Below are 22,691 nucleotides of genomic sequence, written 5' to 3' on the forward strand. Positions count from 1 at the left end.
TGTGAGGATTTCAGAGGAGCAGCTTTTTGGAATAATGTGCGCTACATAACAAATTTATAACACATTAGCGGCCGGGCATGACCCGGCTCGTCGTGGGGAAAAAACACTACTTACGCTTATTTAATTGATATATAAGGATAAACCATTACTCTTCACCGCACATAAAGCGAACTGCATCGGCGGCGTGGATGGCGGCGGTATCAAACACCGGCAGCGGGCAGTCCTGCTGGCTGAGCAGCAGGCCAATTTCGGTACAGCCGAAAATAACCCCTTCCGCCCCCTGCGCCTGCAGCGCCTGAATCACCTGCTGATAATAGCGCTTCGACTCAGGGTTGATCACCCCGAGGCACAGCTCATCGAAGATTATCTGGTTGATACGCTGACGCTGGGAGGCGTCAGGAATAATCGAGCGGATCCCGAACTGCGCCTGCAGGCGGCCACGATAAAAATCCTGTTCCATGGTGTAGCGCGTGCCCAGCAAGGCCACCTGGCTTACTCCCTGAGCCGCAATCACCCGCCCGGTGGCGTCGGCAATGTGCAGAAACGGCAGCGAGCAGCGGGATTCAATATGCTCCGCGACTTTGTGCATAGTGTTTGTACACAGCACAATGCCTTCAGCCCCGGCCTTTTGCAGCCCCAGCGCCGCCTCAGCCAGCATCTCACCGGCCTTGTCCCACTCACCGGCAGACTGGCAGGCCTCAATCTCGTGAAAATCGACGCTGTGCAGCACAATTTTGGCCGAATGCAGCCCGCCCAGACGCTGTTTGATCCCTTCGTTAATTAATCGGTAGTAAGGAATGGTGGATTCCCAGCTCATGCCGCCCAGCAGCCCAATCGTTTTCATTGTCATCCCCTTTTGCCATTTCCCTTCGGTTATAACCCTTATTCCGGTAAGAAAAAAGCCCCCGAAGGGAGGCTTTAAAAGGAATGCAGCGCGCTAAACAATTTCCAGCTTTTTCTGCCTATCGGCCATGACATTGCGCATTAGCAAGTAGCCACAGGCGCCAATCAGGCCAAGCAAAGCCGCCAGCACGACGATGAGGGATTTCCCCGGGCCTTCTTTTTTCAACGGCAAAGAAGGATTCATTTGATAGCGGAAGGGCTGGAAGTCAACGTCGTTAACCTTGACCTGCTCCAGTTTAGTTAAATAGTACTCCCGGTTTTGAACGCTGGCGTTTAATTCCGCCACATCTTTAAGCGCGGATTCAATTTTCAGTTTTTCGGCCAGCCCATCAGCCCCCAGCGCAACCGAGTAATCAGGATCGTCTTTTACCGCTTGCCCATTGCTGTATACCGGCTTTTTAATTCCCGCCGCGTTAGCAACTTCAAGCGAGTAGCCCAGACGCTGAATATTCACTTTATGCTGGTTTTCGAGGTTTCTCTTATCCAGCTCGAGTTTATCTTTCTCTACCGCGCTTTTTAATTCAACGCTATAGCGTAAATTTTGCACAATGTCTTGATTAACTCGCTGCGCAATAAAGTGAATATAACCGCTCAGCACATCCCTGGCCTCTTCTGGATTCGGTCCAGTGAAGCTTAAAGCCCATGAGGTATAGGGGATGGCATCCGGCAGTTTAGAATCTGCGGTATTTACCGATTTGAATTTTGCAGCCGTTTCCTGAATAGCCCGGTGTAGTTTTACGCTATCGTCCGAGTTAACGGCATTAACAAGCTTTTTAACATACTCAGAATTGGCCAAATACTCTTCACGCAACGCCTGCGAGTCAAAGTCTTTCAGGAAGGCTTGATAAACATGCCCGGCGTCGACATTAGGCGCTGCATCCAGAACCGTCAGCTCAACCATCGCGCGGTGCAACTCGATTAGCTGAGAGGATTCTGGCGGCGTAATAACGGCCTTACTTGACCATTTCTGCGGCATCAAAAAGCTAACGCCCAACCCGGCTAATGCAGCAGCAAATGTGATGGCAATTATCGTTTTTTTTGCCGCGAAAAGGGTACTTAACAGATGAATCAAATCAATTTCCTGACTCGATTCAGTTATCACCGAAAACGTACGGATATCTTCCACAGGAGCATTTTTTAATTCAATTGCGGACATGTTAACCAACTCATAATAGATGCCAGACGAAACTATACCGACAGGAAACTAATGGATTGAGCACAGAGCTAAATAACAACAAAATAATCAATGATATTTAACACCACGCATTCATAGAACCGAGCATGGTTGAAGAGAAGCAAAGCGTTGCGCCATTATTCCCAAGAATAATCCTAAAAACAACCACCAAATATTGAGATTTGTTTTTTTTTCAGAAATAGAAATGCGATCCAACTCACTTTTCATGGCGTGTCAGGTCAGAGACTGCGTTGAGTTTGGCGAAGCATACTCTCAGCACGTTGTGGAAATTAATCGAATGAAAAATATATGTTAACTCTCATTAAGATCACATTAGAGAGAAAGGGCTATCGGTTCTTCACGGGAAAGAAGCAGCTTTGCCCGGGAAGATTCCCCCTCTTCTTCGTGCCAAAAACGGGCGATCTCGGCCTGAACCCAGTCGCTAAAATAGCCCACTCGCGGCAGCTCCCGCTTGCCCTGGGGGATCTCCAGCCAGTAACCATTTCCGCTTTCAAGCTCCAGCTCCGCCAGCGGCACCAATAACCCGCCACGCAGCTCGTTGCGGATCATCATCCTGTCGAGCACCGCATAGCCTGCCCCGGTCACACAGGCGTTGATCACCTGATCCTCGGTGCTGAACTCCAGCCCGCCGGAAAGCAGACTGTCATTTTCTCCCGTCGCAGCAAGCCAGCGCGACCAGTTATCCAGTCGGATGTCGCCGTTAAGAATATGCAGCTGTGACTGCGAGGCCAGCGAGGGAAAGACGCCGTCAATCATCAGCAGCGGGCTGGCCACCAACAGCAGTTTTTCATGGCACAGCCACTGCCCCCGTCCTTCACTTTCCTGGCGGGTGCCAAAGCGGATGGCGCAGTCAAAATCGCTGTATTTCTGCCGGGTTTCGCTGATAAGGGCAATTTGTAGCTGGCCGTTGCGCTGGCGAAGCGCCACCAGCCGCGGTGCCAGCCAGCGGGTGGCAAAGGTCGGAGCAACCTGCAGGCGAAGATGCTGGAGAGGATTGCGCAGTTGAACGTGGCACACGCCCTCTTCAAGAATATCCAGCGACTGGCGTACCACCGGCAACAGCAGCATAGCGTCCTGGGTCAACTCCAGCCCGCTGTGGGTACGCACGAACAGCAGCTTGCCGAGAAACGCCTCGAGCTGTTTGATTTGCCGACTGGCCGCGCTCTGGGTAATGCACAAGGCCTGCGCCGCTTTGCTAAAGCTAAGCGTCCGGCAAGTCTCTTCAAAGACCCTTAACATACTGAGTGACGGGAGTTTTCTCATTGTTGTCATTATCCGCGGGCGAGCGCCAGTCATGTTAATAATATGTTTCTAACCTGCCCTGAAACACCATCCCCCGCCGCAGCTATTTCTGCAAAACAGGAGGAGGATCACATGCGTTTTTTGCCTGGGGGTATGACTAAAACGCACTCGCCTGCTGAGGCGCTTTACTGCCAAATTGTTAACGTACTTGAAACATAAAAAATACAAATACCCTACAAAACCACCTCGCGGGAGGAGGCATCATGTCCCACCTGACACAACAGTACACCCGTATGGATGACGTGCCGTTAAACCGTTTCCATATCAAAATCGCCGGCCTGACCTTCGGCGCACACTTTACCGACGGCTACGTGCTCGGCGTCATCGGCTTCGCGCTGGCCCAAATCAAACCTCAAATGGGGTTAACGCCCTTCTGGGAAGGGATGCTCGGCAGTTCGGCGCTGATCGGCCTGTTTCTCGGCAGCCTAGTGTTGGGCTGGATCTCCGATTACGTTGGCCGCCAGAAGATCTTCTGCTTCAGCTTCGTGGTGATAACCCTCGCTTCGGCGCTGCAGTTTTTCGCCACCACGCCAGAACAGTTGTTCTTCTTGCGGGTAATGGTCGGCATCGGCCTCGGCGGCGACTTCTCCGTCGGCCACACTATGCTGGCCGAGTTTTCCCCCCGAAAACATCGCGGCGTCCTGCTCGGCTCATTCAGCGTGATCTGGACCTTTGGCTACGTGGCCGCAGGCTTTGCCGGGCACTTCCTGACGGCGCTAGGGCCGGACGCCTGGCGCTGGCTGCTCTCTTCTTCCGCCCTGCCCGCGCTGATTATTCTGCTGATGCGCATCGGCACGCCGGAATCCCCGCGCTGGCTGATGGGCAAAGGGCGACGAGAAGAAGCGATGGCGATTGTCCATAAACACTTCGGCCCTAACGTGCTGCTGGTGGATGAAGCCCCCGTCGCCTCAAAACAGCGCTTTATGTCGCTGTTCGGGCCGAAATACCGCCGCCGCACCGCCTTCAACAGTCTGTTTTTTGTCTGCCTGGTGATCCCGTATTTCGCCATCTACACCTTCCTGCCGTCGATTCTGCAGGTGATGGGGCTGAACAATAACTTCACCACCGACCTGCTGCTGAACGCCCTGCTGATCGTCGGCGCGCTGCTCGGGATCCTGCTGACGGTGGTCTGCTCGCGCCGTGGCTTCCTGATCGGCTCGTTCGTCTTCCTCGCCGCCTGCCTGGTGATGCTCAGCATCATTCCGGTCAGCCAGTCCGGCTGGTTAATTCTGTTCTTTGCCGCCTTCACGCTGGTGATGTCGGCGGTCAGCAATCTGGTGGGCGTCTTCCCAGCTGAAAGTTTCCCGACGGAAGTACGCTCGATGGGCGTCGGCTTTGCCACCTCCATGAGCCGCCTCGGCTCCGCCATCGGCACCGGCTTACTGCCGCTGGCCATTCTGAATTACGGCATGCAGGCCACCACCGGCATGCTGGCGCTGATCCTCGTCATCGGTGCCGTTGTCTCTCTCGCCTGGGCGCCCGAAACCAAAGGGTTAACCCTGGTCGATGCCGCTCACGATCCGGCCCAGCGTCACGGCAATGCCGCCGCTGAACCGGCTAAATAACGCTCACGCTTAACAGGAGAAGTCTCGTGGAAATGTATATCGGAGAAGGGTTTGAAGGTAACGGCGTTAACGCCTCGCACATCAACATCATGATTGGCCCACGCAGCGGCGTGGTTGGCCAGGCGTTTTCCAGCAGCCTCGCTTCGCCAAGCCAGGGTCATTGCCCGTTTATGGTGGTGATCAAACCTAACGTTCCGGCCAAACCGATGACGCTGTACGTCAACAAAGCGGAAATCAGCGGCGAGCTGCACGGCAATGCCACCTGGGGAGCCTCTCAGGCCGCCATCGCCAAAGCGGTCACCGAAGCACTTCTGGACGGCACGCTGCCGCCGGAAGCAGAAGACAACTGGTGCATCGTCACCGCCAACTGGGTCAATCCCGGCTGCAACGATATCGACGAGGTGTACCACAACAACTACCGCGCCTGCCGCCAGGCCATCCGCGCGGCCATGGGCAAACTGCCGCAGCGCAGCCAGATTGCCGACGCCCTGCCGCAGCTCGGTAACCCTTTCTACACCCCAAAAGCCTGAGGAGGCGAAATGGAATACGTCAATCTGGGCCAAAGCGGCCTGAAAGTCTCTCGCCTGTGCCTCGGCACCATGAACATGGGCAGCAAACAGTGGAAACCTTGGATTTTTGACGAGTCGCAAAGCGAGCCGCTGATCCGTCACGCGCTGGAATCCGGCATTAACTTTATCGACCTCGCGGACTTCTACTCCAGCGGCGCGGGGGAGGAAGTGGTCGGCAACGTGTTAAAACGCATTGCCCGCCGCGATGACCTGGTCCTCACCACCAAAGTCGGCTACCCCATCGGCACCGGCTTTAACAACCAGGGCCATTCACGCAAACACATCATGGAAAGCATCGACGGCAGCCTGAAGCGCCTCGGCACCGACTACGTCGATATCTACATGCTGCACTACTTCGACGTGAATACGCCTGTCGAAGAGACCTGGGCGGCGATGAACGACATCGTGCGCAGTGGCAAAGCGCGCTACGTCGGCGTTTCCACCATGTACACCTGGCAACTGGCGAAAATCCTTTGGTGCTGCGAGCGCTATGGCTACGCGAAACCCATCAATATGCAGTTGCAGCTGAACTGCGCCTACCGCGAAGAAGAGCGGGAAATGATCCCTTTCTGCCGCGACCAGGGGCTTGGCGTGTCAGTCTTTAGCCCGCTCGCCCGCGGCCTGCTGAGCTGTGACTTTACCTCCGTGCGCAACCAGACCGACTTCTTCACCCAGGAGATGTACGCGGACATCACTTCCCGAAACGTTGCGCAGTCCGTCAGCCATGTAGCTCAGCTGCGCGGCCTGCCTCCGGCACAAATTGCTCAGGCATGGGTCCTGAACCATCCGGGCGTGGACTGCATGCTGGTTGGCGCAGATTCTGTACAGCAAATTGACAGCGCAATTGCCGCACTCGGCACACCGCTGGATGAAGATGAGCGCTACGAACTGGAGCGTAACTACACGCCGTGCGACGTCATCAACGACTACACCGCAGGCAAACGTATTGCGCGTGAGAGCCGCGCCGCTCGCGGCCTGTTTATCGACAACGTAACCACAAGGAACATCGCATGAGCAGCTTTGACGCACTGGTTCGTACCGGCTGGTACTGCAACGGTGAATGGCGGGACGCCGACGAGCTCTATGCCGTATTAAACCCGGCAACCGATGAAATAGTGGCTCAGGTAGCCAACGCCGGAGCAAAAGAAACCGAGGCAGCCATCGCTGCCGCATACGCCGCCCTGCCCGCCTGGCGAGCATTAACCGCCAAAGCCCGCTCGCAGATCCTCCAGCGCTGGTTCGCGCTGATCATGGAGCATCAGGCCGAACTGGCAGAACTGATGGTCACCGAACAGGGCAAAGTACTGGCAGAAGCCAAAGGCGAAGTGGCCTACGCCGCCAGCTTTATCGAATGGTTTGCCGAGGAAGCCAAACGCGCCAACGGCAAAACCATTCCTTCCACAAAAGCGGGTAACCAAATCCTCACCTTCAAGGAGCCCGTTGGCGTGGTCGCGGCTATTACCCCGTGGAACTTCCCGCTGGCGATGCTGACCCGCAAACTCGGCCCCGCGCTGGCAGCGGGCTGTACCGCCGTGATTAAACCGGCGAACGAAACACCGCTATCGGCCTTCGCGCTTATCGTGCTTGCCGAACGGGCAGGCGTCCCGGCTGGCGTGATTAACGCCGTCACCGGTGATACCGTGGCAATCGGCAGCACGCTGATGGCAAGCCCGACGGTGCGTAAAATCTCCTTCACCGGCTCCACGCCAACCGGCAAGCTGCTGATGCGCCAGGCGGCGGATACCGTGAAAAAACTGTCGCTGGAGCTGGGCGGTAACGCACCGTTTATCGTCTTTGACGATGCGGACATTGACGCCGCCGTAGAGGGTGCGATGGCGGCCAAATTCCGCAACAGCGGGCAAACCTGCGTGTGCGTTAACCGTTTCTACATCCAGGCCGGCGTGTATGAGCAGTTTGTTGAGAAACTCGCTGCCGCCGCGCGGGCGCTGAAAGTTGCCCCTGGCCTGACACCGGGTGCACAGCAGGGGCCGCTGATTCACCAGAAAGCGGTTGAGAAAGTGGAAGCCCACGTGAAGGACGCCCTTGAGCACGGCGCGCGCCTGCTGTGCGGCGGCGAGCGTCACGCCCTCGGCGCATCGTTCTACCAGCCTACCGTGCTGGCCGACGCTACCGAAGCCATGCTGCTGGCCCGCGAGGAAACCTTTGGCCCGCTGGCGGCCTGCTTCCGCTTCAGCGATGAACTGGAGGCGATTGAACGCGCTAATGGCACGCCGTTTGGCCTTGCCGCCTATCTTTATACCCGCGATCTCGCCCGCGCCTTCCGGGTGACACAGCAACTGGAAAGCGGCATGGTCGGCGTTAATGAAGGGATTATCTCCACGGAAGTCGCGCCTTTCGGCGGTGTGAAGGAGTCCGGCCTCGGCCGCGAAGGCTCCGACTGTGGACTAGAAGAGTACCTGGAAACCAAGTATGTGAATCTGGGTGGACTGCTGTAACTGTTGCCTTAGCGATGCGGCCCTCTCCACGAGGAGAGGGCGCAGAGTATTATCTCCGTAAATGTTTCCAACCGATAAGCGTAATGCCCACGGCACATACGATCAGCGTCATATCCAGCCGTTGTCCCCAGCCGGCAACGAAAAGCCCGGCGCCAATCAGCACATAATAGACCAGGCCGAAAAGTGCGCCTGCCGTCCCCCGGCAATCTGAGTAGGCGCTGAGCGCAGTGCCAAGCACCACCGGAATTGCCATCGAAAAAGCCAGCATCACCATAAACATCGGTGCCAGGAACCACGGGCTGGCCGACAGCAGACCAACGCCCAGGCTCCCGATCAGGCCGCAGATACAGGCGAGGCGTAAAAGCTTGGCTGAACTCGTGCCGCGCTGGATGAGTTGATGGTTAAGCTGCGCGCCAGCCAAAGAGCCAAGCGCCAGCAGGACACCGCTTAATCCAAATGTACCGGGCTCCATGCCAAACCGCTCAAACATAAACGGCGCCAGGCCGTAATAGCTGAACAGGCTCACGTTAAACAGCGCGACCAGCGCCGTTGCACGCCAGATCTGCATATCTTTCAGCATTCGCACCGCGACGCTGGCGATGGGCTGACTCTGATGCTGCGCAGAGCGAGTTTCTTCCAGCCGCCAGGCGCTCCAGATAAAGAGCAGCAGGGCAAGCGCCACAAGAGCATCAAACACTCCCCGGAAACCGCCCCAGGAAACAAGCATCCCGCCCGCCCACAGGCCTATCGCCGGGCTTACCGCCAGAGCAATGCCCATAAAAGCGAAGATCTTTGCCAGCGTCTGCCCGCTAAAGCGGTCCCGGAGTATCGTCTGGGTGACAACCGACCCGGCCGCCGCACCAAAGGCCGCGATAACGCGTGCCGCGAGCAGCAGTCTGAAATCGTGCGCCAGCAGCGCAAGGACCGACCCTACTGTGTAGCATGCCAGGCCCAGCAACAGGGCTGGCTTACGGCCGGCCAGATCGCATACCCGTCCCCAGACCAGAACGCCGAGGGCAAAGCCCGGGAAATAAATGGACAGCGTCCAGGATGCATCCTGCGCGCTGACCGCGAAATACCCGGCAATATCGGTCAGTGCCGGGCTATAAAAGGTTTCCACAATCTGCGGAAACATCAGTAGCGTCGTTAAGAGCGCCATACCGCGATGTGTTTTCACAATACGTCCTCCTCAAAAAGAGGCGCTATTGTAGGAAAACGTCAGATGAATCATTATAAACATTATGACATTTAATATCGGAAATCAGACATTATGAGCTGGCTAAGTGCGGATGCAGAATTTAACCCTGACGCGCTGCATAACGGCGTGATTGGCGTGCAGGCTGAACTTGGGGATCATGATTCCGGGCTACATCGACACCGGATGGGGCAGTTGCTGTTTACCCGGGAAGGCTGCGTGAAGCTCACGCTGGATGAAGGCCAGGTACTCTCTTTGCTGCCGCCGGGTAAAGTCGCCTGGCTCCCCGGCGGCGTCAGCCATCGGGCAGAAATGAAAAGTAGCGTGGCCTACCGCTCAATCTGGTTTGATATAAAACGTTACCCCACGCTGCCCGCCACCGCGCTGGTGCTCAACGTGACGCCGTTGCTCAACGAACTGCTGGAGAGGATTTCGGCCAGCGCCTGGGAAACGGACTGGGAACAAGGCGCCCCGATGCACATGGCCGCCCTGTGCGTAGCGGAACTGAATGCCGCACAAGAAGTCCCGATGACGCTGCGCTTCCCTCAGGATAAGCGGCTGCGCCACCTGACGGGCGACACGCTGCCGCCGCCGCTCAACGAACTGGCCAGCGTAACCGGCGCAAGCGAGCGCACCATTGGCCGTATTTTCCTCCGTGAAACCGGCCTCTCCTACCAGCCATGGCGGCAGCAGTGGCGTTTAATGAAGGCGGTGGAAATGCTGGCCAGCCACGCGCGGGTTACCGTTGTTGCCTCGGAGCTAGGTTTTTCCAGCGACAGCGCCTTTATCTACTTTTACCGTAGCATGACCGGCCAGACGCCGGGCATGCTGACGGCGAAACAGACTTAACGTCGGCTGATGGCCAGCTTCGCGGCAAACAGCAGAAACACACAGCCGGTGACGCGATCCATCCACTTCACAACGCCAGGCTTTCTTAGCACGCCGGAAGCATAGCGCGTGGCAAGAATCAGCGTCAGGGACCACAGAGTGCCAAGCACCGCATGAATAGAAACCAGCAGGAAAGTCCAGAGGATCGGCGAATGGCCGGAGGGGATAAACTGCGGCAGGAAAGAGACGTAGAACACGCCCATTTTCGGATTAAGCACGTTGCCTAACATGCCGCGCAAAAACCAGTTGCTGACTCGGGTTGAGTCAGCGGAGGCAAGACTAAAACTCTGGCGAGGACGCAAAAGCAGCTGAATACCCAGCCAGCATAAATACGCGGCACCGCACCACTTGAGCAAGGTATAGGCAAATTCAGAAACTGCCAACAGAGCGCCAAGTCCAAAGGCAACCAGCGCCCCCCACACAAAACAGCCTACGTCGATGCCAAGCGCGGCATGAAAAGCTTTTTTGCCCCCTTCGGCGGCGGCAGTTCTCAGGATAAGGGCGGTATCGAGACCAGGGGTAAGCGTGAGCAGCGTGGCGGCTAGCGTGAAAGCAAGAAGCGCATCGGTGACGGACATTTTTCTAACTCCGAAAACGATAAATCTACTGAAATTCAGCTCAGCCGACAATGCCCTGATGCCGTTATTTTTCGCCGTAAACTGTCCCGTTCATTGCCGCGATAACGCCCGCGGTTCCTCTGTCGATCAGGTCAAGAAATACGGCGGCGGCGGCGGCGTTGCTCAGCGTCTGGCTAAAAGTTCGATGAGCCTGAATCAGCGCCGCGCTCCACGTGGCCAGCACCAGGCCCGCCGCCAGCTGAGTGTGCGGGTCGCTTTTTTCAAGGCCGGCCCCGGCGGCCAGCTCATGCGCCAGCGCCTGGGCAAATTCATCCCGAATCTCTCTGGCTCTCGCTTTCAGTGCCGGGCTGTGCTCAATCGTCGAGACAAACCCCTGCCCCGCCACGGAGAAAGCCACCACCGGGCTATTCTGCTCCACCAGATGGTGAGCAAAGCGACGCAGCGCTTCCAGCGGCCCCGTGTTTTTATCCCGCTGACTCAGCGCACGGCGCAGCATCTGCAACCCCTCTTCTTCGCGGTCGAAGAACATCTCCTCTTTGCGCGGGAAGTGGTTGAACACCGTCATTCTTCCCACCTCTGCCGCCGTGGCGATTTCGTCAATCGTCACCTGTTCAAAGCCCTTTTCCAGAAACAGCCGGGTGGCGACATTAGAAATTTTCTGGCGGGTGGCGAGTCGGTTCAGGGTTCGGCGATCGACGGACATTGACAGGATCCTGCGGAATGGATAATTATGTACTGAGTATATATTGGTACTTAGTACAGGTAAACATGAACAAAGCGCTGGTTGTCATTTTCTCCACCATTTGCCTGGATGCCGTCGGCATCGGCCTGATCTTTCCGATTCTGCCGCGCCTGCTGGAAGAGGTGACACACACCCCGGATATCGCCCACTGGATCGGCATCATGACCGCGCTGTATGCCCTGATGCAGTTTGTTTTCGCCCCGCTGCTGGGGGCGTTGAGCGACAACTATGGTCGCCGCCCCGTGCTGCTCGTATCCCTTATCGGGGCCGCCGTGAATTATTTGATCATGGCCTTCGCCCCGCACCTGTGGATGCTGCTGCTGGGCCGCGCTATCGCCGGGTTGACCAGCGCGAACGTCTCGGTGGCGATGGCTTACATCACCGACGTCACTCCGGCGGATAAACGCGCCCGTCGCTTCGGGCTGTTTAACGCCATGTTTGGGGCCGGGTTTATCATCGGCCCGGTGCTTGGCGGCCTGTTGGGCGATACCTGGGTGCGGCTGCCGTTTATTGCGGCTGCCGTGCTAAACACCGTTAACCTGCTGATGGCGCTGTTTATGCTGCCGGAATCCCGCGAACCCGCCCGCCAACGGTTCAGCTTTGCCGTACTCAATCCCCTGCAGCCTCTGCGCCGCATTTTCACCCTGAAAGGGCTAATCCCGATTGCGATGGTCTTTTTCATTCTGAGCGCAACCGGCGAAGTATACGGCACCTGCTGGGCGCTTTGGGGGACCGATACTTTCGGCTGGAACGGGCTGTGGATTGGGCTGTCTCTCGGCGCTTATGGCATCTGCCAGACGCTGACGCAGGCGCTGCTTCCCGGCCCGATAACCCGCTGGCTGGGCGAGCGCGGCGCGGTGCTGTTTGGCATTTGTAGCTCGTGTATTGCGCTGACGATGCTGGCCTTTGTGCAAGCAGGCTGGCAGGTGTTTGTGATTATGCCGCTGTTCGGGCTGGGCGGCGTTGGCACCCCGGCCCTACAGGCGCTAGCCACCCGGAAAGTAGATGAAGCCAGCCAGGGCCAGTTGCAGGGAATTCTGGCCTCGGCGGTCAGCCTCGCGTCTATCATTGCCCCGCTGGGCTTCTCAAGCTTCTACTTTGTGGTGCAGGATTCGTGGCCAGGCGCTATCTGGCTGTCGGTGATTGTGGTGTACGCCGTTGCCGTGCCGCTGGTGTTGTTCAGCACCCGCGGCAAAAGTGAAATACGGCCAATAAGCCCATAAAGCAGCCAGAGAGCGATGGCGGAAAAATCACATCGTAACATGCAGGCCTATTTTAATTTCTCCAGCGGAAAGGGCCTGTCCTGTACCACGGTTTTCATCACCAGCGTCGAGCGGAGATGCTGCACACCGGGCATGGCCGATAGTTTTCTGTCATACAGCGCCTGGAACGAAGGCAGGTCCCGGGTTACGACCTGCATCAGATAGTCCGGGTCGCCAAACAGTCTCTGCGCCAGCACAATTTGCGGGATATCTTCCACAGCTTCTTCAAACGCGCTGACGGCCTTTCTGTCCCCTTCTTTGAGCGTCGCAAAGACCAGAGCCACAAAATTAAAGCCCATCTTGCCCGGGTCAAGGTTAGCCCGATAGCCCGTAATGACCCCCTCTTGCTCCAGCGCTCTGAGCCGACGATGGCACGGCGAGAGGCTGAGGTTAACCCGCTCGGCCAGGTCGGTAATGGACAGACGCCCATCGGCCTGGAGTTCAGCAAGAATTTTTCTGTCTACGCTATCCATTTGGAATATTCTCTCTTTTAACAAGAGTTTTGAGCATAACATTGAAAGCCCATTGCCGGGGATTAACCGTATTCTTTCTTTCCCGTTATCCAAGAGAGAAATACCATCATGGCGATGAGCCTTGCCGCAGGATTCTGGCTGGTTTCGTTCCTGCTAATCATCACCCCAGGAGCTGACTGGGCTTACACCATCAGCGCCGGAATCAATGGCCGCAGAATTATTCCCGCCGTGGCCGGACTGATGTCGGGACATGCTATCGCGACAATCATTGTTGTTGCCGGCGTGGGGGTTTTGCTCGCCGGGCATCCGCTCGCTTTATCCGTCCTCACGCTGCTGGGTGCGCTCTATTTGCTCTGGCTTGGCCTCGCTATTTTGCGCAGCCCTCCCGGGCTGAACGCCGCCGCTCAGAACAACGGCAACTGGCAACAGTGGGCCATCAAAGGGATGTGTATCAGCGGCCTGAATCCGAAAGTGTTTCTGCTTTTTCTGGCCCTTTTACCGCAGTTTACCGATCCCCAGGGGAAGTGGTCAGTGGCGCAGCAGATGTCCGCTCTGGGTGCGATGCACCTGGTGACCTGTACCCTGATTTATCTCTTGATTGGTTACGGTTCAAGAACGCTCTTAAGTACCCGTCCTCAGGCCGCTCGCAGGGTGAGTATGCTTTCGGGTGTCCTCATGGTAATCATTGCGCTGCTGCTGATTTACGAGCAGTTGAAATAGCGAAAAAAAGAGGCAGGATACCTGCCTCTGAGGAACTACGCCTGATGTAGGGTGAAGACACGAATACTGTTGAGCAACAAGCCGGACTGCTCCTTCAGGGAACCGCTGGCCGCGGAGGACTGCTCAACCAGGGAGGCGTTTTGCTGAGTGGTGGTATCGATCTGCCCCATAGCAGCATTAATTTGCGCGATGCCGTCGCTTTGCTCATGACTCGCGCGGGCAATTTCATCCACCAGCTGCCGCACGCGGGCAACGTTTTCAACGATTTCCTGCATGCCCTCATCCGCTTCCGTGACCAGCTTACGGCCATCGGTGATTTTGTTCACGGACGCGCTAATGATGTCACGAATCTCTTTCGCGGAGGCCGAACTTCTCTGCGCCAGCGTTCTCACTTCCCCGGCTACCACGGCAAAACCGCGCCCCTGTTCACCGGCTCTGGCAGCCTCAACGGAGGCATTTAATGCCAGGATATTTGTCTGGAAAGCAATTCCTTCAATGGCCGCAATGATATCGGTCATTCGGCCTGCATCAGCATGGATTTCGCCCATGGCATCGGCCACCACGTGCATACGTTCGCTGTTGGCCTTGACCATTTCTCCGGACTCATTAAACAGCGTATTCACCCGATGGGCATGACTGGCGGTGCTCTTGATCGTCGACGTTAGCTGCTCTAAGGTCGCGGCAGTTTGTTCGACGCTCGCCGCCTGTTCCTCTGTTCGTGAGGCGAGATCCTGGTTCCCGGCATCAATTTCATCCGCTGCCAGGGCAATACTTTCCGCCCCGCTGCTGACGTTCCTAACCGTACTCCCAAGCGAAGTAATCATTTCCTGCAATGAATGCATGAGCTGCCCCAGCTCGTCCTTCGCATGCACATGCACTTTGGCGGTGAGATCGCCCTGCGCCACTCTGCCGGCAACGTTAACGGCCTGCAGCAGCGGATGCGTAATACTCCGGGTTATGTACCAGGCCGTTGCCGCTCCCAGCGCCACACCCAGCGCCACTAGCAGCAACATGAGCAGCTCATTATTACGGGAGTTTTTCTGAATGCTGGCATGCGTGTTGTCGATAAGCTGTTTTTGGAAATCCAGCAGAGCCTGCAGCCCCTGCCGATATTCTTCGCTTATCGGAATAAAACGTTCCGAGATATAGCTATCCATGCCCTCATGTTCGCTCCGCTCAGCCCGGGCCAACCCTTCGGAACGAACCTGCAAATACTTTTCACGCACGGGGACAAGATTCGCCAGCAGGTGTTTGCCGGTTTCCAACGCAATCAAAGATGTGAGCTGGGACTGGACTCGGGTGGTGACCGCCGAATTCTGCGCAATGCTGGCGAGCAGATTCTTACGCAGCATCGCATTTTCAGTTCCCATTGCCGCGATAGCGTTCCCGCTGCTCTTGTCGACCTGCGCCAGCCATTCCTCGACCAGCCTTTCCTTCAGCAAATGCTGGTTAATCATCTCATCGACGGCGTGAACATTGTTCCGGCTGAACAGGCTGGCGCCGATCCCCATCAGAATCATTAAAAACAACAGCAGAAAAAAACCGCCGCTCAGCCTGACGCCTACACGCAAATTACTTAGTTTCATTCTCGTTCCTTAGAAAACCACATCCCGGAGTGCCCCCGGCGCCTGGCGCGAGGGAATGGCGTGTTTTGTAACCACGTTGTTAACCGATATCGGAGGTCACGGTTATTTCTGCAGGCAAAAACCAGGGGGGAACGGTCGATAAAGCAGCATTTTGGCCCGAAGTAATGCTTTAATGTGATCTGCATCACAATGAAGAAGTCATTGAAAAATAGAAGGCCCCGGCATATTCATGCGTCGGAGCCTTTTATTATTTGCTCTAAAGTTAAAGATTAAAACGCCTGCCAGTGTTCCTCTTCTCTTTTTAACGCCCGGCGCGGTGCCAGCTGGGGCGATAATATTACGCTTGCCTCATCGCTTGCCCCCAAATGCAGGCTACTGGTTCTTTTTTCCAGCTCGAACACTTGTTTATTCAGCACTTCTGAAGATCCGGCCAGCTCTTCCACCACCGCTACGTTCCCCTGGGTGACTTTCTCCAGTTCGGAGAGCGCCGTGGTAATTTGCTGAATACCTTTTTCCTGTTCGTTGGTGGAGATAAAAATATGCCCCATCAGCGCGTCGATATTTTCTGAACCGGAAACAATATCCTTCATATTTTTTTCCGCTTCGGAGACCAGGCTTGCGCCCTGCAGAACGTTTTGGTTGGTGATATCAATTAACGACTTAATGTTCTTGGCCGATTCCGAGCTTTTATGCGCCAGATTTCTGACTTCACCGGCCACCACCGCAAAGCCTTTGCCGTGTTCCCCGGCGCGGGCGGCTTCCACCGCAGCGTTCAGCGCCAGGATATTGGTCTGGAAGGCAATGCTGTCGATGATGGTAATGATTTCCGTCATCTTGTTGGCGCAGTCGGTGATTGAGGTCATGTTGCTGGTCAGCTTCTGCATCAGGTCACTGCCGTGGTTGGCCGAACGGTGCGCGCCGCTGGTGATATCGCTCAGCTCACGGGTGCTGTCGGCATTGTTTTTTGTCCCGGCGGAAATCTGTTCCATGCTCGATGCCGTCTGAATCAGCATCGCCGACTGCTGCTCGGTTTTCACCGACAGCGTGGCGCTCTGGTGCGCAAGGCTTTCAGAAAGTGCTTTGGCCGACTGGGACGACTTGCGAATATCCATTACCAGGGTAGTAATTTCGGCGGAAAGCGTATTTATGCCCGGAATCAATCGTCCGGCACAATTATTCCCAAACTCAGGGATATGCACCGATAAATTCCCCGAATTAATTTCGTCAATGCTCCGCTTAACGTTATTAATGGGCCGTACAAGATATATCGTCATATACGTCCACAGGGAGAAGATTAAGACAACCCAGGCAATATTAAGCATGGCTAAAACAAGCACGCTAGCTGATAAAGCAAATGCTAAGAAATCTATAACTAAAAAGGATATTGCCAAAAAATAGACAATAACGCTTCGAACGCTGGCATTCTTAAGCATAGGTAATCCTGTGCGAGACTTGGGCGGGTATATTATTTATTACCTGGATTTATGGAAAAGCCATCCCATAAAATAAATCAGAATTTAACGCCGACATAAGTCAACTGAAAAGATTTTAAATCCGCACTTTTCGTTTAAGAACGACGCCTTTCTGAATATATCCGTGACGTTACGATCAAGTCACTTTCATCAGCGCTGTATTTAGTAACTTGCATTTTGAAAGTCACTATGCCAATTTGTCACCAGACGATAACCCCGCCCCCGGATCGAACCATGAAAAACGAACCTCTGTGCAGCGCTCCCTGCCCCATTGCCCGCAGTCTTGGCCGTATCGGCGACAGCTGGAGCATCATGATCCTGCGGGATGCCCTGGCCGGTTTTACCCGCTTCGATGAATTCCAGAAGAGCAGCAACGTGGCGCCCAATATTCTTTCGCGCCGCCTGAAAGAGCTGGTTGATGATGGCTTACTGGAGAAGGTTTGCTACAGCAGCTCGCCGCCGCGCTACGAATATCACCTCACCCAAAGCGGGCGTGATTTCCGCATGGTGATTCTGGCACTGGCGGAATGGGGCAACCGCCACTTCGCGCCCGAAGGGCGTCAGATGCAGCTGGTTGAGCGCGAAACCCAGCGCCCGGTAGAGCCCATTCTTACCGATAAAGAAACCGGCGAGCTGATTGAGCCTGGAAAATACGCCATGGTGCCGGGTCCGGCGGCCTCACCGATGATGAAATACCGCCACGACTACCTGCAGCGTAAACACGCCGGCGACGCCGGGCTTAAATTCCAGCCAGAACCGTACAGAGAACACCAGTAATGAACGCCGCCCATAAGAAAAAATTGATTACGCTAACCGTACTTGGTGCCGCGGTGTTGGCGGCCGCAGGCTATGGTACATGGTGGTGGCACAGCGGGCGTTTTATTCAGTCGACTGACGACGCCTACATCGGCGGGGATATCAGCGCCATTTCAACCAAAGTCTCCGGCTACATTCAACAGATTGCGGTGCAGGACAACACGGCGGTGAAAAAAGGCGACCTGCTGATCCGCATTGACGATCGTGATTACCAGGCCGCGCTGGCGAAAGCCCTTGGGGAAGTTGCCGCCCAGCAGGCTGCGCTGGCGGATATCGCCGCCACGCGCCAGCTGCAGCAGGCAACGATTGAAGGTTCCACCGCTTCTTTAGCGGCAGCGGCGGCGGCAACGGACAAAACAGCCAACGACAACCGCCGCTATAACGCCCTGGAAGCCTCGAGCGCCATTTCAGCCCAAATACGCGACAACGCCTCGGCGGATTATCGCCGGGCGCGAGCGGAACAAAGCAAAGCCCTGGCCGACAAAGCCGTCGCCCAGCGCCAGCTCGCGGTGCTTGATGCCCGTGAAAAACAAACCCAGGCCGCGCTGGAACAGGCGCAGGCTAACTGGCGATGGCGAAGCTGAATCTCAGCTATACCGAAATTCGCGCCCCGTTCGACGGCGTGATCGGTAACCGCCGCGCGTGGACCGGCTCCTTCGTGACCAGCGGCATGCAGCTACTCTCGCTGGTGCCTTCCCAGGGGCTTTGGGTCGATGCCAACTTCAAGGAAAACCAGCTGGCGCACATGCGAGCCGGTTTACCGGTGACCGTGGTGGCCGACGTGCTGCCGAACCACACCTTTAAGGGCCACGTTGCCAGCGTCTCTCCGGCGACCGGCTCCCGGTTCAGCATTCTTCCGGCGGAAAACGCTACGGGGAACTTCACCAAAATCGTTCAGCGGGTTCCGGTGCGGATAGCGCTGGAAGGTGACGGCGCAAAACTGGATGTGCTTCGTCCGGGGCTGTCGGTCATCGTTACCGTCGATCAAAAGAGCACGCGATGAGCACCGCCCAGGCCGCACCGATGCCGCAGGGCATCTCTATGCCAATGGCAAAAAAGATCTTCGCTTTTGCCAGCATGTGCGTCGGGATGTTTATTGCGCTGATTGATATCCAAATCGTCTCCGCGTCGCTGCGGGATATCGGCGGCGGCCTTTCGGCTGGGGATGATGAAACTGTCTGGGTGCAAACCAGCTACCTGATCGCCGAGATCATTATTATTCCGCTGTCCGGGTGGCTGGCGCGGGTGATGTCCACCCGCTGGCTGTTTGCCGCCTCGGCGGCAGGCTTCACCCTGATGAGCCTGCTCTGCGGCTGGGCGTGGAATATTCAAAGCATGATTGCCTTCCGTGCCCTGCAAGGGCTGGCGGGCGGCTCGATGATCCCGCTGGTGTTTACCACCGCCTTCGCTTTCTTTCAGGGCAAACAGCGCGTTATTGCCGCCGCGACCATCGGCGGCCTAGCTTCGCTGGCTCCGACGCTTGGCCCCACCGTCGGCGGCTGGATCACCGAGAACTTCAACTGGCACTGGCTGTTCTTTATTAACGTCATCCCGGGGATTTATATCGCCGTCGCCGTGCCGCTGCTGGTGAAGGTGGATAGTCCTGATTTCTCGCTGCTGCGCGGCGCGGACTATTTCAGTATTTTGCTGCTGGCGGCCTCGCTCGGCTGCCTGGAATATACGCTGGAAGAAGGCCCGCGCTGGGGTTGGTTTGATGACAACACCATCGCCACAACCGGCTGGATAGCGCTGCTGTGCGGCATCGCCTTTATTATTCGAACGCTGCGCCACGCCCAGCCGGTGATGGACCTGCGGGCGCTCAAGGACAGAACCTTTAGCCTCGGCTGCTATTTCTCGTTTATGGCCGGGGTGGGCATTTTCGCCACGATCTATTTAACGCCGCTGTATCTCGGCAGCGTACGCGGCTTTAGCGCGCTGGAAATCGGCCTGGCGGTGTTTTCCACTGGCCTGTTCCAGGTGATGTCGATTCCCTTTTATGCCTGGCTGGCAAACCGCGTGGATCTCCGCTGGCTGCTGATGGCCGGGCTGATCGGCTTTGCCATTTCGATGTACAGCTTCGTGCCGATCACCCACGACTGGGGCGCGGACCAACTGCTGCTACCGCAGGCGTTTCGCGGCCTTGCGCAGCAGTTCGCCGTCGCGCCTACGGTGACGTTAACGCTGGGCAGCCTGCCGCCCGCGCGGCTTAAGCTTGCCTCCGGGCTGTTCAACTTGATGCGTAACCTCGGCGGCGCTATCGGCATTGCGCTGTGCGGCACGGTGTTGAATGACAGAACCAACCTGCACTACAGCCGCCTGGCCGATCATCTCAATACCGCTAACCTCGCGATGACGGATTTTGTCCAGCGCAGCGCCGCCAGCCTGGCCGCGCAGGGATTGTCCCCGGATGCCGCCACCAGCGGGGCGCTAAAAAACTTGTCCTCCCTGGCACTGCGCGAGGCACGCACTCAGGCATTTTCGGATGCTTTTTACCTGATCATGATAGGTTTTTTGATTGCTGCGATGCTGGTTCCGTTAATGAAAAAGCCGCAGCCACACTGATATTTCAGGAGAATAATGATGGGCGTTTCAGCGAAAAGGATTGTGGTCACGGGTATGGGTATCGTCAGCCCGCTGGGCTGTGGCGTGCAGCATGTCTGGCCGTCGCTGCTGGCGGGAAAATCCGGCATCTCGGCGCTGGATGAGAACGTCGTGGCAGATATCCCCTGCAAAGTGGCCGGTCAGGTGCCGTCCGTAGAACAGGATCCTGAGCACGGCTTTGATCCGCTGGCGACGATCTCCGCCAAAGAACGTAAAAAGATGGATCGGTTCATCGAGTTTGCACTGGTTGCCGCCCATGAAGCGCTCGCCCAGGCGGGCTGGTCTCCAGCTTCGCAGGAAGAGAAAGATCGTACCGCAACGGTGATTGCCACCGGGATCGGCGGCTTCAGCGAAATAGCCAATGCAGTGCGCACCACGGACGAGCGCGGGCCACGTCGCCTGTCGCCGTTTACCATCCCCTCTTTCCTCGCCAACCTTGCCGCCGGGCATGTGTCCATTGCGCACGGCTTTCGTGGGCCGATTGGTGCCCCGGTGACCGCCTGTGCCGCCGGAGCCCAGGCCATTGGAGATGCCGCCCGCTTGATCCGCAGCGGCGAGGCTGATATTGCCCTTTGCGGCGGCGCAGAAGCGGCCATTCACCGCGTCAGCCTGGCCGGATTTGCTGCCGCACGCGCGCTGTCTACCGCCTCCAACGACAATCCCGAAGCCGCCTCACGCCCGTTCGACCGTGACCGGGACGGTTTTGTGATGGGCGAAGGCGCCGGGCTTATCGTGATTGAATCCCTGGAACACGCCATGGCTCGTGGCGCAACGCCGCTGGCTGAGCTGGTCGGGTACGGCACTAGCGCGGATGCCTGGCATTTGACCGCCGGGCCGGAAGACGGCAACGGCGCAAGGCGAGCAATGGAGGCGGCCCTTCGCCAGGCCGGCATTGCAGCCGCGGATGTTGACCATATCAACGCGCACGCAACCTCGACGCAGGTCGGCGACAAAGGCGAGCTGGCGGCGATTAAAGCGCTTTTCGGCACGCTTCCGGTGGCTGTGACGTCAACGAAATCCGCCACCGGCCACCTGCTGGGCGCCGCGGGCGGCATCGAGGCTATATTTACTATTCAGGCATTGCGTGACCAGGTTGTGCCGCCGACGCTGAATCTGCATCACCCCGATGAAGAGGCGGCCGGGCTGGATCTGGTGGCGCTTACCGCCCGGCCGAAGACGCTGCGCTATGCGCTGTCGAACGGGTTTGGTTTTGGCGGCGTGAATGCAAGCCTGCTGTTGAAACGGTGGGAATCCGGGGAATAACAAGAACCTCACCCCGGCCCTCTCCCTGGAAGGAAGAGGGGGAAAACCGACGGAAAATCTCTGCTCGATCCAGTCCCCCTCATCCCTCCTGTACGCTCCGGGGAAAGGGGAGAAACCAAACTCGATCCAATCCCCTCTCCCCTTTGGGGAGAGGGTCAGGGTGAGGGGCAATCATCAGCCACCTGCCTCAAACACCTGCTGCAACCACGCCCTAACCTGCCGCACATCTTCTCTCCGGGCCTTTTCGTGGCTGGTCACAAAATAATAGTTCGCCCCAGGCAGCGCGCCCGGCAGCGCAATATGCAGCAAGCCCTGCTGCAGCGCCCGGCGAATCAGCAGCTCGCTTGCCAGCAAAATCCCCTGCCCGGCTATCGCCGCCTGAATCGCATGGGTTTCGTCGTCAAAATGAATGCCGCTCTGCACATCCAAATCTTCAGGCCCAAAGACGGATTTCCAGTGCTGCCAGCTGGGTTCAGGGCTGGGCACATGCCGGTTATCAATATGAAAAAGCGTCATCCCCGCGAGATCCTTCACGCTCCTGAGCTTTAACTGCGGGCTTGCCACCAGCACAAAGCTGTCGCTATGCAGCAGCGTGCTGTCGAGAGATTCGTCGGCCTGCATGCTGTAACGCACCGCACAGTCCGCCATTTTTCCGTGGAGATCGGCCAGCGCTACGCCGCTGTGAAAGCGCAGCTCCAGCGAGGGATGCTGCTGATGTAAAGACGGTAAACGCGGCACCAGCCAGTTAGTCAGGAAGTTCGAAGTAGTGCTGAGCGTGAGCGTGCCGGGCTGAGATATTGTAGCTATGGACTCAACGGCCTCGCGCAGCATGGTGAACATGTTTCCGGAGGCGCGAAACAGAATCTCCCCCGCCGCAGTCAGCGCCACGCCCCGAGCAGAGCGAGTGAATAATCGCTGCTCCAGCGAATCTTCCAGCAGGCGAATTTGGTGGCTGATGGCGGTGGGCGTCACGCCAATTTCTTCCGCTGCCGCTTTAAAGCTGGCGTGGCGTGCCACGGCATCAAAGGCCCGAATGGCCGTGAGTGGCGGGAGTCGACGATTTTTCATGAGTGAATTTAACTCATCCTTGGCTGAATTATATGAT

20 protein-coding genes and 1 pseudogene are annotated in these 22,691 nt (G+C 56.9%); 11 read left to right on the forward strand and 10 right to left on the reverse strand.

What is annotated here, in order from left to right:
- Positions 1–145 precede the first annotated feature (145 nt).
- From F3J26_RS21780 to F3J26_RS21790, 3 genes are all read right to left on the reverse strand, one after another.
- Positions 146–844: an aspartate/glutamate racemase gene (locus F3J26_RS21780; protein WP_166878276.1), complete on the reverse strand. Its 699-nt coding sequence runs from the start codon at positions 842–844 to the stop codon at positions 146–148.
- A gap of 93 nt (positions 845–937) precedes the next feature.
- Positions 938–2,059: an LPS O-antigen length regulator Wzz(fepE) gene (wzz(fepE), locus tag F3J26_RS21785; protein WP_166995936.1), complete on the reverse strand. Its 1,122-nt coding sequence runs from the start codon at positions 2,057–2,059 to the stop codon at positions 938–940.
- 351 nt (positions 2,060–2,410) lie between these two features.
- Entirely contained in the window at positions 2,411–3,361 is a 951-nt protein-coding gene (locus tag F3J26_RS21790; protein ID WP_286180347.1) for a LysR family transcriptional regulator, read from the reverse strand.
- Positions 3,362–3,603: 242 nt separating this feature from the next.
- Between F3J26_RS21790 and F3J26_RS21795 the strand changes: the two genes are divergently transcribed.
- From F3J26_RS21795 to F3J26_RS21810, 4 genes are read left to right on the forward strand one after another with little or no spacing between them, the layout of a single operon-like run.
- The gene (locus tag F3J26_RS21795) at positions 3,604–4,965 is read left to right on the forward strand and encodes an MFS transporter (protein WP_166995939.1); all 1,362 of its coding nucleotides are present in this window, start codon (positions 3,604–3,606) and stop codon (positions 4,963–4,965) included.
- A gap of 26 nt (positions 4,966–4,991) precedes the next feature.
- Positions 4,992–5,495: a formaldehyde-activating enzyme gene (gene fae / locus F3J26_RS21800; protein WP_008458495.1), complete on the forward strand. Its 504-nt coding sequence runs from the start codon at positions 4,992–4,994 to the stop codon at positions 5,493–5,495.
- A gap of 9 nt (positions 5,496–5,504) precedes the next feature.
- Positions 5,505–6,548 (forward strand): aldo/keto reductase, encoded by a 1,044-nt coding sequence (locus F3J26_RS21805; protein WP_166995941.1) that lies wholly within the window; start codon positions 5,505–5,507, stop codon positions 6,546–6,548.
- Positions 6,545–7,990: an NAD-dependent succinate-semialdehyde dehydrogenase gene (locus F3J26_RS21810; RefSeq protein WP_166995943.1), complete on the forward strand. Its 1,446-nt coding sequence runs from the start codon at positions 6,545–6,547 to the stop codon at positions 7,988–7,990. The genes F3J26_RS21805 and F3J26_RS21810 overlap by 4 nt, the downstream gene beginning before the upstream one ends.
- Before the next feature lie 49 nt (positions 7,991–8,039).
- Here F3J26_RS21810 and F3J26_RS21815 read toward each other — a convergent pair whose 3' ends face one another.
- The gene (locus F3J26_RS21815) at positions 8,040–9,167 is read right to left on the reverse strand and encodes a multidrug effflux MFS transporter (RefSeq protein WP_502706590.1); all 1,128 of its coding nucleotides are present in this window, start codon (positions 9,165–9,167) and stop codon (positions 8,040–8,042) included.
- Between the two features lie 93 nt (positions 9,168–9,260).
- Between F3J26_RS21815 and F3J26_RS21820 the strand changes: the two genes are divergently transcribed.
- Complete coding sequence (locus tag F3J26_RS21820; protein ID WP_008458499.1) at positions 9,261–10,034, forward strand: AraC family transcriptional regulator; 774 nt, start codon at positions 9,261–9,263, stop codon at positions 10,032–10,034.
- Here the strand turns inward: F3J26_RS21820 and F3J26_RS21825 are convergent.
- Together F3J26_RS21825 and F3J26_RS21830 are read right to left on the reverse strand one after the other, a co-directional pair.
- Entirely contained in the window at positions 10,031–10,651 is a 621-nt protein-coding gene (locus F3J26_RS21825; RefSeq protein WP_166995945.1) for a LysE family translocator, read from the reverse strand. The genes F3J26_RS21820 and F3J26_RS21825 overlap by 4 nt on opposite strands.
- Before the next feature lie 64 nt (positions 10,652–10,715).
- The gene (locus F3J26_RS21830) at positions 10,716–11,354 is read right to left on the reverse strand and encodes a TetR family transcriptional regulator (RefSeq protein ID WP_166995947.1); all 639 of its coding nucleotides are present in this window, start codon (positions 11,352–11,354) and stop codon (positions 10,716–10,718) included.
- A gap of 65 nt (positions 11,355–11,419) precedes the next feature.
- On the opposite strand from F3J26_RS21830, the gene F3J26_RS21835 reads away from it, so the two are divergent.
- On the forward strand, positions 11,420–12,616 hold the full coding sequence (locus tag F3J26_RS21835) for a TCR/Tet family MFS transporter (RefSeq protein WP_166995950.1): 1,197 nt from the start codon (positions 11,420–11,422) through the stop codon (positions 12,614–12,616).
- 47 nt (positions 12,617–12,663) lie between these two features.
- Here F3J26_RS21835 and F3J26_RS21840 read toward each other — a convergent pair whose 3' ends face one another.
- Positions 12,664–13,128: an Lrp/AsnC family transcriptional regulator gene (locus tag F3J26_RS21840; RefSeq protein ID WP_008458505.1), complete on the reverse strand. Its 465-nt coding sequence runs from the start codon at positions 13,126–13,128 to the stop codon at positions 12,664–12,666.
- A gap of 108 nt (positions 13,129–13,236) precedes the next feature.
- On the opposite strand from F3J26_RS21840, the gene F3J26_RS21845 reads away from it, so the two are divergent.
- Entirely contained in the window at positions 13,237–13,848 is a 612-nt protein-coding gene (locus F3J26_RS21845) for a LysE family translocator (protein WP_166995952.1), read from the forward strand.
- A gap of 35 nt (positions 13,849–13,883) precedes the next feature.
- On the opposite strand, the gene F3J26_RS21850 is transcribed toward F3J26_RS21845, so the two are convergent.
- Complete coding sequence (locus tag F3J26_RS21850) at positions 13,884–15,434, reverse strand: methyl-accepting chemotaxis protein (protein ID WP_166995954.1); 1,551 nt, start codon at positions 15,432–15,434, stop codon at positions 13,884–13,886.
- A gap of 269 nt (positions 15,435–15,703) precedes the next feature.
- A complete protein-coding gene (locus tag F3J26_RS21855; protein ID WP_008458511.1) occupies positions 15,704–16,867 on the reverse strand; it encodes a methyl-accepting chemotaxis protein in 1,164 nt (387 codons plus the stop codon).
- 273 nt (positions 16,868–17,140) lie between these two features.
- On the opposite strand from F3J26_RS21855, the gene F3J26_RS21860 reads away from it, so the two are divergent.
- The 4 genes and pseudogenes from F3J26_RS21860 to fabF all read left to right on the forward strand — a co-directional run bounded on the left by F3J26_RS21860 (position 17,141) and on the right by fabF (position 21,586).
- Positions 17,141–17,683: a winged helix-turn-helix transcriptional regulator gene (locus F3J26_RS21860; protein WP_166995956.1), complete on the forward strand. Its 543-nt coding sequence runs from the start codon at positions 17,141–17,143 to the stop codon at positions 17,681–17,683.
- Positions 17,683–18,725, forward strand: a pseudogene (locus F3J26_RS21865) (HlyD family secretion protein). The gene F3J26_RS21860 and the pseudogene F3J26_RS21865 overlap by 1 nt, the downstream one beginning before the upstream one ends.
- Positions 18,722–20,284: a DHA2 family efflux MFS transporter permease subunit gene (locus F3J26_RS21870; protein WP_166995958.1), complete on the forward strand. Its 1,563-nt coding sequence runs from the start codon at positions 18,722–18,724 to the stop codon at positions 20,282–20,284. The pseudogene F3J26_RS21865 and the gene F3J26_RS21870 overlap by 4 nt, the downstream one beginning before the upstream one ends.
- An 18-nt stretch (positions 20,285–20,302) precedes the next feature.
- Positions 20,303–21,586 (forward strand): beta-ketoacyl-ACP synthase II, encoded by a 1,284-nt coding sequence (gene fabF / locus F3J26_RS21875; RefSeq protein WP_166995967.1) that lies wholly within the window; start codon positions 20,303–20,305, stop codon positions 21,584–21,586.
- A gap of 174 nt (positions 21,587–21,760) precedes the next feature.
- Here the strand turns inward: fabF and F3J26_RS21880 are convergent, their stop codons facing one another.
- Complete coding sequence (locus tag F3J26_RS21880; RefSeq protein ID WP_008458521.1) at positions 21,761–22,654, reverse strand: LysR substrate-binding domain-containing protein; 894 nt, start codon at positions 22,652–22,654, stop codon at positions 21,761–21,763.
- Positions 22,655–22,691: the final 37 nt, after the last annotated feature.

The organism is Enterobacter sp. Ap-867 (assembly GCF_011752855.1).
Taxonomy (GTDB): domain Bacteria; phylum Pseudomonadota; class Gammaproteobacteria; order Enterobacterales; family Enterobacteriaceae; genus Cedecea.